This is a genomic window from Bradyrhizobium sp. UFLA05-153 (genome assembly GCF_054185185.1).
Genome location: NZ_JBBIAM010000031.1, coordinates 13,127 through 26,239, shown reverse-complemented (window position 1 = coordinate 26,239; position 13,113 = coordinate 13,127). Strand labels below are relative to the sequence as shown.

The window sequence follows — 13,113 nt, the reverse complement described above, 5'->3', positions numbered from 1 at the left end:
CCCCCTGTGGATGCGTCGGTCAGCCACGGTAGACACGCCGTGGAATTGTCGCAATTCGGCAACAATGTGATATGAATGCATCAGTATCCGTGATCCGCGGATCCCGTTTTCAGCATCACCATTGCCGGAATGACCAGCCCAGATACCTCGGCCGCGTCCTTTGATACGCCTCCACCTGACGAGCCCAAGCGCGGCCTATTGCGGCGCTGGCTGGCGCCGTTTGCGGTCGGTCTGGCGCTGCTGTCGGCCTTCCTGACATTCGTCGTCCTGACCGGGCTGACCAGCATCGAGCCGACGCCCGAGGTGGTTCGCTCCTTCCTGATGATCAACGCTGGCACGATTCTGCTGCTGGTCGGCATCATCGTCCGGGAAGTCTGGCAGATGGTGCAGGCGAGGCGGCGGGGCCGGGCGGCGGCGCGGCTGCATGTGCAGATCGTCGGCCTGTTCTCGGTGATCGCGGTATTGCCCGCCGTTCTGGTGTCGATCGTTGCCAACGTCACCATCGAACGCGGCCTCGACCGGCTGTTCTCGGGTTCCACCAAGCAGGTGATCCAGAACTCGCTGACGATTGCCGGCGCCTACATGCAGGAACATGCGCAGCTCATCAATGGCGACACGCTGGCGATGGCCAATGATCTCGCCCATGCGCGACCGCTGTATGACCAGGATCGCATGACTTTCATGAAGCTCATGACCGCCGGTGCCGCGGCGCGCAATCTGCCGGTTGCGGTGCTGATGGACAAGGACGGCAAAATCGTCGCAAGCGCTGATACTGGTATTCGCCTCAACTACGAACCGCCGCCGCCGGGCATCCTCAAGAACGTCAATGAAACCGAGCCGCAAATCTCGGTGTTCCCCGAAAACTACGTCGCATCCGTGGTCCGTCTGCGGGCCTACGACGACATGTTCCTGTACGTGGCGCGTCTGCTTGATCCAGCCGTCGTTGCCCAGCTCAAGCAGACGCAGACCAGCGCAGCCGAATATGCGCAGCTCGAAACGCGCAGGCTCGGCATCCAGGTGGCATTCGCATTGATGTTCGCGGTGATCGCGCTGACCATCCTGATGGCCTCCGTGCTGATCGGTCTCAACTTCGCCAACGGGCTGGTGGCGCCGATCCGCCAGCTGATGGGCGCTGCGAGCGAAGTCTCGACCGGCAATCTCAATATCCAGGTCCCCGTCCACAAATCCGAAGGCGATCTCGCCCAGCTCGGCGAGACCTTCAACAAAATGACCCAGGAGCTGCGCAGCCAGCGCGACGAGCTGGTCAGCGCCAGCGACCTGATCGACAGCCGCCGCCGCTTCATCGAGGCCGTGCTGTCCTCGGCCTCCGCCGGTATCATCGGCGTCGATGCCTCCGGCAGCGTCGGCATCCTCAACCGCTCGGCGGAGAAGCTGATCGGCCACGCCGAATCCGAGACGCTCGGCCATCCCTTGTCGGAAGTGCTGCCCGAGCTCGACGACATGATGAAGACCGCGCGGGAAGGTACCCAGCGGCTGGTACAGGGCCAGATCACCATCCTGCGCGACGGACAGGAGCGCAACCTGTCGGTTCGCGTCAGCGCGGAAAAGACCAGCCAGCCGCGCGACAGCTACATCATCACGCTCGACGACATCACCGAGCTCGTCTCGGCGCAGCGCACTTCGGCCTGGGGCGACGTGGCGCGCCGCATCGCCCACGAGATCAAGAACCCGCTGACGCCGATCCAGCTCTCTGCCGAGCGCATCCGCCGCAAATTCGGCAAGACCATCACCGAGGAGAAGGACAAGTCGATCTTCGACCAGTGCACCGATACCATCGTGCGCCAGGTCGACGACATCAGACGCATGGTCGACGAGTTCTCGCGCTTTGCGCGCATGCCAAAACCCGTGATGGAAGGCGAGGATGTCGTCGATACCGTGCGGCAGGCGGTGTTTTTGATGAAGGTCGCTCATCCCGAGCTCGACATCGAGACCACTTTCAAGGACGACCCGCTGCGCGCGCAATTCGACCGCCGGCTGATTTCCCAGGCCGTCACCAACATCGTCAAGAACGCGACGGAAGCGATCGAGCAGGTGCCGCCGGAAGAGCTCGGCAAGGATGGTGGAAAGGGCCGCATCGATGTCGTGGTCTCGCGCGAGGCCCAGGACGTGCTGATCGACGTCGTCGACAACGGTATCGGCCTGCCCAAGGTCGCGCGCTCGCGGCTCCTTGAGCCGTATGTGACAACTCGGGCCAAGGGCACCGGCCTCGGGCTTGCGATAGTCGGCCGCGTCCTGGAGGACCATGGCGGGCGCATCGAATTGAAGGATGCCTCCGACTTCCGGGAAGGCCAGCGCGGTGCCTGGATGCGGATGCGTTTTGCGGTCTCGGGCCATGCCAACACCATCGAGGTGAAGGACGCGGCTCAAAAAGCCCGGGAAACACCCAAAGAACCGGACACAAAGGCGACGGCCGCCGAAACCAAAGAGCCGGCAGAAACGACTAATGATGCAACAAGAATCAAAGCCTCAACGGGCAACTGACAGAGCGGGCGCGACTCATGGCAAATGAAATTCTGATTGTCGATGATGAGGCCGATATTCGTGATCTCGTCGCGGGCATTTTGGAAGACGAGGGGTTCGTCACTAGGACCGCGCGTGACAGCGACTCTGCACTCGCAGAGATCGCCAATCGCAGGCCGCATCTGGTGTTCCTCGACATCTGGCTGCAAGGCTCCAAGCTCGACGGCTTGCAACTGCTCGAGCAGGTCAAGAAGGACAATGTCGAGCTTCCGGTCGTGATGATTTCCGGCCACGGCAACATCGAGACCGCGGTCGCCGCGATCAAGCGCGGCGCCTACGACTTCATCGAGAAGCCGTTCAAGGCCGATCGCCTGATCCTGGTGGCGACGCGCGCGCTGGAGAACTCGCGCCTGAAGCGCGAGGTGAGGGAGCTCAAGCAGCTCGCTCCGACTGCGAGCCAACTCGTCGGCCGCTCGCCCAGCATGAACCAGCTCCGCCAGACGATCGAGCGCGCGGCCAAGGCCAACAGCCGCATCCTGATCGTCGGCCCCGCGGGAGCTGGCAAGGAATTGACCGCGAGGACGCTGCATGCGGCCTCGGGTCGCGCCGACGGGCCTTTCGTCGTGATCAATGCCGCGGCGATCACGCCGGAGCGGATGGAGCACGAGATGTTCGGCGTCGAGCAGTCCAATGGCGAGCAGCCGCGCAAGCCGGGCGCGCTCGAAGAAGCTCATGGCGGCACGCTATTCATCGACGAGATCGCCGACATGCCGCGCGAGACCCAGAACAAGATTTTGCGTGTGCTGGTCGAGCAGTCGTTCCAGCGCGTCGGCGGCACCGGCAAGGTGCAGGTCGACGTCCGCATCATCTCCTCGACCGCCCGCAACCTCGAGGAGGAGATTGCAGCCGGCACTTTCCGCGAGGATCTTTATCACCGCCTCTCGGTGGTCCCGATCCGCGTGCCCGCACTCTCCGAGCGGCGCGAGGACATTCCGGAGCTGATCGACTATTTCATGGACCAGATCTCGGCGGCCACGGGGCTGCCCAAGCGCCAGATCGGCCAGGACGCAATGGCGGTGCTCCAGTCCCACGTCTGGCCCGGCAACGTCCGTCAACTGCGCAACAACGTTGAGAGAGTCATGATTCTCGCCGCCGGCGGGCCGGAGGTGATCATCACCGCCGACATGCTGCCGCAGGACGTCGGTTCGATGGTCCCGGCAATGCCGACCAGCAACAATGGCGAGCACATCATGGGCCTGCCGCTGCGCGAGGCGCGGGAGGTGTTCGAACGCGACTATCTGATCGCCCAGATCAGCCGCTTTTCCGGCAATATTTCGCGCACTGCCGAATTCGTCGGCATGGAGCGATCGGCACTACACCGGAAGTTGAAGGCACTCGGCGTCGGTTGAGCCGCGTCCGATCGGATACCCGTTCACAATATGAGAGGAAAATCATCGATTTCCGTAGTTTTTCGGAGGATTTGGATACGGACTGCCGCGTGAAGCGGCTTGCCTAATAAGCGTACCTGTCTTCTAATCGTTCCGCCGACCCTCCGAGGGGGATCTCATGAGGGAAGGCAACCGGGAGTGGCCCACATCACAGAAGAAGGCCGCAACCGGTCGGACTATCCAAACAACAAGAAACTCAAAGCGAGATAACAACAATGGCGGCAGACCGCGCACAAAACCTACAAGACACCTTCCTTAATCACGTTCGCAAAACCAAAACGCCACTAACGATCTTTCTGGTCAACGGAGTAAAGCTGCAGGGAATTGTGACCTGGTTCGACAATTTCTGTCTGCTGCTCCGGCGCGACGGTCACTCGCAGCTCGTTTACAAGCATGCGATCTCGACCATCATGCCCGGCGCTCCGATCCAGCTGTTCGAAGGCGGCGAGGATCAGCCGGCTTGAGAGTGATCTGATTGGAACCCCGGAATTTTGACGGGGGGGCTGACCGTCCGCGGTCGGCAGAGGCTGGGCAGACAGGGCGGGTGATCGTCATCGGCCCCTATATGCGGGCGCGCGCCGGCGGAGCCGACGCGCAATCGGAGAGCCATGTCCTGCGCGATGCCGAGGCGCGGCTCGAAGAGGCCGCAGGGCTTGCCCGCGCCATCGACCTCGTGATCGCCGACGCGCTGGTCGCGCCGATCAGCCAGATCCGCCCCGCGACCTATCTGGGCAAAGGGAAGGTCGAGGAGATTACCGGGCTGATCAAGAGCCTCGAGGTCGACCTCGTGGTGATGGACTGTGCGCTCTCGCCGATCCAGCAGCGCAATCTCGAGAAGGCCTGGAACGCCAAGGTGCTCGACCGCACCGGCCTGATCCTGGAGATCTTCGGCCGTCGCGCCAAGACCAAGGAAGGTTCGCTCCAGGTCGAGCTCGCGCATCTCAACTATCAGCGCTCGCGCCTGGTGCGCTCCTGGACCCATCTCGAGCGCCAGCGCGGCGGCTTCGGCTTCATGGGTGGTCCCGGCGAGACGCAGATCGAGGCCGACCGCCGCCTGATCTCCGAGCGCATCTCGCGGCTCGAGAACGAATTGAAGAAGGTGCAGGCGACGCGGCGCTTGCACCGCGCCGGCCGCCAGCGCGTGCCGTACCGCGTCGTCGCGCTGGTCGGCTACACCAATGCCGGCAAGTCGACGCTGTTCAACCGCCTGACCCGCGCCGACGTTCAGGCCGCAGATATGCTTTTTGCGACGCTCGATCCGACCTTGCGCGCCCTCAATCTGCCGCATGGTGGCAAGGCGATGCTGTCGGACACCGTCGGCTTCATCTCCAATCTGCCAACCCAGCTCGTCGCGGCGTTCCGCGCCACGCTGGAAGAGGTGTTGGAGGCCGACGTCATCCTGCATGTTCGCGACATCTCGCATGAGGACGCCGAGGCGCAGCAGAGCGACGTCGACGCCGTGCTGCGCCAGCTCGGCATCAACCCTGACGACTCCGGCCGCATCATCGAGGTCTGGAACAAGGTCGACCGGTTCGATTCCGAGCAGCGCGACGAGCTCGTGAACATCGCTGCGCGCAGGCCATCGGATCATCCCGCGATGCTTGTCTCGGCCGTGTCAGGCGAGGGGATCGATGCGCTCCTCACCGCGATCGAGGAGCGGCTGGCGGCAAAACGCACCACGCTCGATCTCTCCATCGATGCCGCCGACGGCGCCGGCATCTCCTGGCTGCATCGCAATTCCGAAGTGCTGGCGAAAGAGCTGCACGAGGGCCGCTTCGACATGACCGTGCGGGTGGACGAAACCAAGCGGGATATCGTGGTAAACCGCTTCGACGCCGTGCCGCATCACGCCGCGTAACGCCAAACGGCAGGGGCGAGTTAGCGGCCCGCTCGTTGGCTTCTCTCCGCCGCCGGCAACTTCTTCTCCTCCGCCTTTGCCGCGTTCCACAGCGCGTCCATCTCCTCCAGCGACGCCTGCTCCAGTGTGCGGCCCTGCGTCTCCAGCGCGCGCTCGATGTAAGAAAAACGTCGCTCGAACTTCGCATTGGTCGCGCGCAGCGCGGTCTCCGGATCGGCGTCGACATGGCGGGCGAGGTTGACGAGCGCGAACAGGAGGTCGCCGGTTTCCTCGGCCAGCTCCTGTCTGTCATTGCGGTCGAGCGCGGCTTCGATCTCGTCGGCTTCCTCTCGGATCTTCTTCAGCACCGCGCGCGGATCGTTCCAGTCGAAGCCTACGGTAGAGGCCTTACGCTGCAACGCCATTGCGCGCGTCAGCGCAGGCAGGCCAGCCTTGACGCTTGCCAGCAGCGATTTGTGCAACGTCTCCTCCGGCGGCCGCCGCGCAGCGCGCTCGGCTTTTTCCTCGGCCTTGATGCGCTCCCACGCGCTCTTGACGCCGGCGGGCTGGATGTTGCCGTCCTTGTCGGCAAAGACGTGCGGGTGGCGGCGGATCATCTTCTTCGTGATCGCCTCGACCACGTCGCCGAACGCAAACGCGTTCTCTTCCTCCGCCATGCGCGCGTGATAGACGACCTGAAGCAAGAGATCGCCGAGCTCCTCGCGGAGGTCGTCGAAATCGCCGCGGGCGATCGCGTCGGCGACCTCATAGGCCTCCTCGATCGTATAGGGCGCAATCGTCGCAAAATTCTGCTCGAGGTCCCAGGGACAGCCGGTGACCGGCGTACGCAGCGTCGCCATGATCTCGATCAGGCGTGAAATGTCGCGGGAAGGGGTCATTGCGGGCCAATTCTCCTCAATGTCAGCTTTATGCCGCAAGCGGCCCGGCGTTCCCAGCACAACGCCGTGAAATGAGCCGATTTCCACCGATTGGCGGCGCAGGCACGCGGTGCTAAATCGCGCCCATGAGCGAACAATTTTCATCCGAAACCGCCCTGGTGCTGTTTTCCGGCGGCCAGGATTCCACCACCTGCCTCGCCTGGGCGCTGAACCGCTTTGCGCGCGTGGAGACGCTCGGCTTCGAATACGGCCAGCGCCATGCCATCGAGCTTGCCTGCCGCGAGCACCTCGTCGGCGGCCTGAAGCGCTTGCGCCCAGATTGGGCGGCCAAGTTGGGGGAGAGCCATACGCTCTCGATCCCGACGCTGGCCGCGGTGTCCGAGACGGCGCTGACCCGCGACGTCGAAATCGCGATGGGCGCCGACGGACTGCCCAACACCTTCGTGCCCGGCCGCAATCTGGTGTTCCTGACCCTTGCCGCCGCGCTCGCCTACCGGCGCGGCATCACGCATATCGTCGGCGGTATGTGCGAGACGGATTACTCCGGTTATCCCGACTGCCGCGACGACACCATCCGTGCGATGCAGAGCGCGCTCTCGCTCGGCATGGCGCGCAAGTTCGAGCTGCATACGCCACTGATGTGGATCGACAAGGCCGCGACCTGGCAGCTCGCGCATGAGCTCGGCGGCGACCCTCTCGTCGATCTCATCCGCGCACAGTCCCACACCTGCTATCTCGGCGAACGTGGCGCGCAGCATGACTGGGGTTATGGCTGCGGCGAGTGTCCCGCGTGCAGCCTGCGAGCGAAGGGGTGGGCGGAGTACGTGACGCGACGGTAGCGCTACATACTCGGTGTCATCATCCGCGAAAGCGGATTGATCCAGTATTCCAGCGGCGGTTGTGGGATACGGAGAAGCCGCGGCGTACTGGATTCCCCGCTTACGCGGGGAATGACAGTGTGGGTTGGGGCGATTAGCCAAAATCCTCCGCCTGTAACACGATCGGCTGGCCGTGCGGAGTGCGATCGGCAGCGTGATCCCAGGCGTCGCGGTAGCGGTGCAGGGTTTCCGTGGAGGTGACCCCCTTGATGGCGACGAGCCTTTCCAGCGTGGCGAGCCAGTGCAGATAGTAGGTCTCGCCGGTGTCGGGATCGCCCGCTCCTTGCGCGCGGCTGATTTCCTCGGCGAGCGCGGCTGCCCATTCGTTCCAGCTGAACAGGCCGCGTTCGTAGAGTGTCAGCGCCATCGCGAAGGCATGGGCTTCCCAGGGCGCGCGGAAGACAGGGCCGTCGTCATCGCGGGGAATGCCGGGCACCGCGCGGATGGCTTCCCGCGCGGCCTGCGAACGCGTCGCCATCACGCGCGCTCCAGATAGGGCTCCCAGGCATCGACCGAGACGGTCAATGCCGGATCCGGCACGTCGGGCCACAGATCAGTGCCTGCGAACGTCACCGTGTAAAGCCATTGCGGATCTTCGCCAGCGCCGCGCGAGTTGCTGTCAGGGAACACGTGGCAGCCGAGAACCCGCTCGATGTGGCCGACATGGCCGCGCACATATTGCGGCAACCGGGTATGTGTTGCCGGGTGGATATTCTTGGCGCGTACGCGATCGCCGGCGGCAAACAGGGCAGGGCGTGTGGTCTCGCGCTCGGTCGGGCCGCCGCGACGGAGAACGGCCGCGACGTCGTCGCGCTTCAGGATCTTGTCGACGTTCTTTACGGGATGCAGCACCCTGCCGGCCGCGATCTCGTCGGCCGCAACGAGCCCGCGTTCTCCCATCAACCGCTCGATTCCAGCGAGCCATATCTCGTAATAGCTCTTGCTGAGATAATCCTCCGGCGGGCGGTTCTCGCGGGCAAAGCGCGACATGTCGATGTTCCACCTGCCCACCGTCGCCATTGCGAGCGTCAGCGCAAACGCGCGCCGCTCCCATTCGGCGTGAAACACCGGCTCATTCGGCTCGGGTCTGACGGGCCCTGACCAAGGCACGCCGCCCATGTCATGCGCACCGTCCATCACGCTACCTCGTGCGGCCGCTTTGGCAGGCCAGTCCCGATCATGCTGTCGCGGGTGACGAGATCGGCAAGGCGCTCCTCGCTCCAGCCCTCGGTGCCCGCGGGCCGCATCGGCAGCACGAGGTAACGGATCTCGGCGGTTGAATCCCAGACGCGGATTTTCGTGCCCGGCGGCAGCTCGAAGCCAAAATCCTTCAAGACGCCGCGCGGATCCTTCACCGCCTTCGAGCGATAGGGGGCCGACTTGTACCAGACCGGCGGCAAGCCCAGCACCGGCCACGGGTAGCAGGAGCACAGCGTGCACACCACCATGTTGTGCAGGTCCGGCGTATTCTCGACCACGACAAGATGCTCGCCCTGGCGTCCGACATAGTCGAGCTCGGCGACCGCGCTTGTGCCATCCTTCAACAGTCGTTCGCGATAGTCCGGGTCGGTCCAGGCCCGCGCGACCACGCGCGCGCCGTTGCGTGGGCCCACCTTGGTTTCATAGGTCTCGATCAGGACATCCAGCGCGGCCGGATCGACGTAGCCCTTCTCCGTCAGGATGCTCTCGAGCGCGCGCACGCGCAGCTCGGTCTCGGAGAGTTCCGAATGGTCGTGATCGTGATGATGGTGGTGGTCATGATCGCTGCTCATTCGGGCAAGATAGGCGCTTCGGTCCGCGCCTGTCGAGGCCCTGGCAAACCGCATGACGCCACGTGTTTGTGACCTCGCCGGTGGGTTGGCCTCGCGCGGCCGTTGATCGCGTCTTAGACTATCCGTATACGGCCCCTCGGGGCGCTGAACCTCGGTCAACGAGCCGGGATAACGCCACAGGAATTGAGGGGGAGAGCCCGTGATGGTTGACGCAAAGGCGCCCGAGGCGAAGGGATTTCGCTGGAAGCTGTTCGCCCCGCTCGTGGTGTGGCTTGCAATCTATCTGTGGCCGGTGCCTGCGGGTCTCAACGCCAATCAGTGGCACTATTTTGCGGTGTTTGCGGCGGTTATCACCGGTCTCATTCTTGAATCGATGCCGGTCGGCGCGGTCGGCCTGATCGGGCTGACGGTCGCCGGTATCAGCGGCTATATCGACCCCGATCCGACCAAATCGCTGCGCTGGATGCTGGCGGGCTTTGCCGAGAGCACGGTGTGGCTGATCGTCGGCGCGTTCGTGTTCTCGATCGGCTATCGCAAGAGCCAGCTCGGCCGGCGCATCGCGCTCGTTCTGGTGCGCAGCCTCGGGGGCAACACGCTCGGCCTCGGCTATGCGGTCGCCATGTCGGATTTCCTGCTGGCGCCGGCAACACCCTCGAACACGGCGCGCAGCGGCGGAATCGTCTATCCCATCATCAGCAACATCCCGCGCATCTACGGCTCCGAGCCCGGCCCGACCGCGGGCAAGATCGGCACCTATGTGATGTGGACTGCATTCGCCGCGACCGCAGTGACGAGCTCGCTGTTCTTCACCGCGCTCGCGCCCAATGCGGCGGCGCTCGCCATCGCCAAGAGGACCGCAGGCATCGACGTGAGCTGGGCGCAGTGGTTCATCGGCTTTGCGCCGCTCGGCATCCTCCTGATGCTGCTGGTTCCGCTTCTGGGCTATGCCATCTGCCGTCCCGAGGTGAAGCGCAGCCCCGAGATCTCCGAATGGGCGAGCCGCGAGCTCGCAACGATGGGGCCGATGTCGCGCCCCGAATGGATCATGCTGGCCCTGATCGTGCTCGCGATGTTCCTGTGGATCACGGGCTCGACCCCCGACATCAGCCTGCCGATCCTCGGCTCGAACTTCATCAACGCCACCACGGTCGTGTTCATCGTGATTTCACTGATGCTGATCACCGGCGTCGTCGAGTTCAACGACATCGTCAGCGAGAAAAGCGCCTGGGAGGTGTTCTTCTATTTCACCTCGCTGCTGACGCTGGCCTCCGGCCTGAACGAGATCGGCTTCATCAAATGGTTTGCGAACGAATACGCCAAACCGCTCGCCGGGCTGTCGCCGTCGACGGCGATGATCATGCTGGTCGCGCTGTTCTTCTGGATCCACTATTTCTTCTCGAGCATCACCTCGCACGCGGCGGCCGTGCTGCCGGTGGTGCTCGCGGTCGGCTCGGGCATCGCGGGCCTTCCGGTCACGACGCTTGCGATGCTCTGCATGTATTCGCTGGGCCTGATGGGCGTGATCTCGCCTTACGCCACGGGGCCGGCGCCGATGTATTTCGGCAGCGGCTATATCGGCAAGGGCCAGTTCTGGGGCTTTGGCCTGATTTTCGGGCTGATCTATTTTGCCGGATTGCTCGTGATCGTGCTGCCGTGGTTGCAGATCCGCGGAGGCTAGGACGGGGCGCGAACGAATTTTCTCCGGCGGAGAGAATTCTGGAAAGCTTTGCCTAGTACGGCCCGGATATCTGCGATTGCAACACAGGCCGGATCGGGCGATTGTGCGTGCTGCAATGCACGCGCGCAGTCCGGCAATCCCGCTCGCCTGACGCTTCCCAGCGCTGCCACCTCGCTTGGCCGCTCGAGCCCGGCGATGCCTTGCGAATGAGAGTTTTTCGAATGAATGCACACCAAGCGCTCGTGGTCGGGGAACCGATCAGGGCACACGCAGCAATTTCGCCCGGCGATACGCCCGACGCCATGGTCCGGTTTGAAGGCATCTCCAAGGTCTATCCGGCCTATCGCCACAAACCCGGCGTTCATGCGTTGCAAGACATCGACTTTGCGATTGCGCGCGGATCGATCACCGGCGTGATCGGCCGCTCCGGCGCGGGCAAGTCGAGCCTGGTGCGCCTGATCAACGGGCTGGAGAAACCGACCACCGGCCGCGTCGTGGTCGACGGTCGCGACATCTCCGCGCTCGCCGGCCGGAACCTGCGGCTCGCGCAGCGCTCGATCGGAATGATCTTCCAGCACTTCAACCTGCTGTCCTCGCGCACCGCCGCCGACAACATCGCGCTGCCGCTGGAAATCGCCGGCTGGCCGAAGACCGAGATCAGCGCGCGTGTCGCCGAGCTGCTCGCGCTCGTCGGCATCGCTGACAAGGCCGACCGTTATCCCTCGGAACTCTCCGGCGGCCAGAAGCAGCGCGTCGGCATCGCACGGGCGCTGGCGACGCGCCCCAACGTGCTGCTGTCAGACGAGGCGACCTCGGCACTCGATCCGCAGACCACGCGCGCAATCCTCGATTTGCTCGCGAACATCAATCGCGAGCTTGGCGTGACGATCGTGTTGATCACGCATGAGATGTCCGTGGTGCGGCAGCTCGCGAAGGAGGTGGTCGTGATCGATGCCGGCCACGTCGTCGAGCGCGGCCACGTCGCAGACATCTTTACCAATCCGCAGCATCCCATCACGCAATCCTTCATCGCCGAGGTTGTCGGCGATAGCCTGCCGGTGTCGCTGGCCTCGCGCCTTACGAGCGCACCGGTTGCGGGCGGGCAGGCCGTGATCCGCGTCCAGGTGCGCGGCACGGGTGCGGGCAACACGCTCGTGGCGCGGCTCGCGCGCGAGGTCGGCATCGACGTGGCGCTGCTTGCCGCGCGCATCGACGAGATCGGCGGCCAGCATGTCGGCTCGTTGACGATCGGGATTCCCGCCGGGGAGGGGGCGGCACAGCAGGTGCTGGCCTGGCTCGCGCAACACCAATTCGCTTCGGAGCGTCTCGGCCATGTCGCCTGAAATGATCAATCTCATCGTCCAGGCCACAGGCGAGAGCCTGTTCATGGTCTCGATCGCCGCGCTGCTCGGCACCGTCTTCGGCCTGCCGATCGGTGTATTCCTGGCGACCAGCCGCAAGGGCGAGCTGTTCGCCGCGCCCGCGGTCAATGCCGTGCTCGGCATGGTCGTGAACGCGACGCGCTCGACACCGTTCATCATTCTAGTGGTCGCAATCATCCCGTTCACGCGCCTCGTCGCGGGCACGTCGATCGGATCGACGGCGGCGATCGTGCCGCTGACGATTGCGTCGACGCCGTTCATCGCGCGGCTCGTCGAAGCCGCGATCCGCGAGGTCGATGCCGGGCTGATCGAGACGGCGTCCTCGTTCGGAGCATCGCCGCTGCAGATCGTGTTCAAGGTGCTGATCCCCGAGGCGCTGCCCGGCCTCGTCCTCGCGCTCACGCTCGCAATCGTCAGCCTGCTCGGCTACTCCGCGATGGTCGGTGCGGTCGGCGGAGGCGGGCTTGGCGATCTCGGCATCCGCTACGGCTACCAGCGCTTCATGCCGGAGATGATGCTCGCCGTCGTGGTCGTGCTGATCGCGCTGGTGCAGGCGGTCCAATCCGCCGGCGACTATCTGGCCCGCCGGGTCAATCGCCGACTGCGCCATCGCTGACGCCTGAGCATGATCCGGAAAAGTGTGAAGCGCTTTTCCGAAAAGGTCATGCTCAAACAATAGCCTAAGAGCGCGATGATGGTTCAATCCCATCGCGCTCTAGAGGAACAAGCTATCGTCTT

General features: G+C 64.2%; 12 protein-coding genes. 8 read left to right on the top strand and 4 right to left on the bottom strand.

The annotated features are described in order from the left end of the window. Window positions 1-129 precede the first annotated feature (129 nt). The 4 genes from Q2941_RS19985 (at window position 130) to hflX (ending at window position 5,787) form a co-directional block, all read left to right on the top strand. Window positions 130-2,502: a sensor histidine kinase NtrY-like gene (locus Q2941_RS19985; RefSeq protein WP_027523263.1), complete on the top strand. Its 2,373-nt coding sequence runs from the start codon at window positions 130-132 to the stop codon at window positions 2,500-2,502. Between the two features lie 17 nt (window positions 2,503-2,519). After that, on the top strand, window positions 2,520-3,890 hold the full coding sequence (ntrX, locus tag Q2941_RS19980) for a nitrogen assimilation response regulator NtrX (RefSeq protein WP_254112395.1): 1,371 nt from the start codon (window positions 2,520-2,522) through the stop codon (window positions 3,888-3,890). Between the two features lie 254 nt (window positions 3,891-4,144). Then, window positions 4,145-4,393, top strand: coding sequence for an RNA chaperone Hfq (hfq, locus tag Q2941_RS19975; protein WP_007591126.1), 249 nt, complete (start codon window positions 4,145-4,147; stop codon window positions 4,391-4,393). An 11-nt stretch (window positions 4,394-4,404) separates the two neighbouring features. Continuing rightward, a complete protein-coding gene (gene hflX, locus Q2941_RS19970) occupies window positions 4,405-5,787 on the top strand; it encodes a GTPase HflX (protein WP_027523265.1) in 1,383 nt (460 codons plus the stop codon). Window positions 5,788-5,807: 20 nt separating this feature from the next. On the opposite strand, the gene mazG is transcribed toward hflX, so the two are convergent. Beyond that, complete coding sequence (mazG, locus tag Q2941_RS19965; protein WP_458193503.1) at window positions 5,808-6,665, bottom strand: nucleoside triphosphate pyrophosphohydrolase; 858 nt, start codon at window positions 6,663-6,665, stop codon at window positions 5,808-5,810. A gap of 125 nt (window positions 6,666-6,790) precedes the next feature. On the opposite strand from mazG, the gene queC reads away from it, so the two are divergent. After that, on the top strand, window positions 6,791-7,504 hold the full coding sequence (queC, locus tag Q2941_RS19960) for a 7-cyano-7-deazaguanine synthase QueC (RefSeq protein ID WP_458193502.1): 714 nt from the start codon (window positions 6,791-6,793) through the stop codon (window positions 7,502-7,504). Between the two features lie 133 nt (window positions 7,505-7,637). On the opposite strand, the gene Q2941_RS19955 is transcribed toward queC, so the two are convergent. From Q2941_RS19955 to nthA, 3 genes are read right to left on the bottom strand one after another with little or no spacing between them, the layout of a single operon-like run. Beyond that, entirely contained in the window at window positions 7,638-8,021 is a 384-nt protein-coding gene (locus tag Q2941_RS19955) for a nitrile hydratase accessory protein (protein ID WP_035662477.1), read from the bottom strand. Next, on the bottom strand, window positions 8,021-8,680 hold the full coding sequence (gene nthB / locus Q2941_RS19950; RefSeq protein ID WP_254112397.1) for a nitrile hydratase subunit beta: 660 nt from the start codon (window positions 8,678-8,680) through the stop codon (window positions 8,021-8,023). The genes Q2941_RS19955 and nthB overlap by 1 nt, the downstream gene beginning before the upstream one ends. Then, on the bottom strand, window positions 8,680-9,315 hold the full coding sequence (gene nthA / locus Q2941_RS19945) for a nitrile hydratase subunit alpha (protein ID WP_027523270.1): 636 nt from the start codon (window positions 9,313-9,315) through the stop codon (window positions 8,680-8,682). Before nthA ends, nthB begins: the two co-directional genes overlap by 1 nt. 202 nt (window positions 9,316-9,517) lie before the next feature. On the opposite strand from nthA, the gene Q2941_RS19940 reads away from it, so the two are divergent. The 3 genes from Q2941_RS19940 to Q2941_RS19930 all read left to right on the top strand — a co-directional run bounded on the left by Q2941_RS19940 (window position 9,518) and on the right by Q2941_RS19930 (window position 12,991). Next, window positions 9,518-10,993: a DASS family sodium-coupled anion symporter gene (locus Q2941_RS19940; RefSeq protein WP_458193501.1), complete on the top strand. Its 1,476-nt coding sequence runs from the start codon at window positions 9,518-9,520 to the stop codon at window positions 10,991-10,993. A 221-nt stretch (window positions 10,994-11,214) separates the two neighbouring features. Beyond that, a complete protein-coding gene (locus tag Q2941_RS19935; protein ID WP_458193500.1) occupies window positions 11,215-12,336 on the top strand; it encodes a methionine ABC transporter ATP-binding protein in 1,122 nt (373 codons plus the stop codon). Beyond that, on the top strand, window positions 12,326-12,991 hold the full coding sequence (locus tag Q2941_RS19930; RefSeq protein ID WP_027523273.1) for a methionine ABC transporter permease: 666 nt from the start codon (window positions 12,326-12,328) through the stop codon (window positions 12,989-12,991). Before Q2941_RS19935 ends, Q2941_RS19930 begins: the two co-directional genes overlap by 11 nt. The last annotated feature ends 122 nt before the right edge of the window (window positions 12,992-13,113 follow it).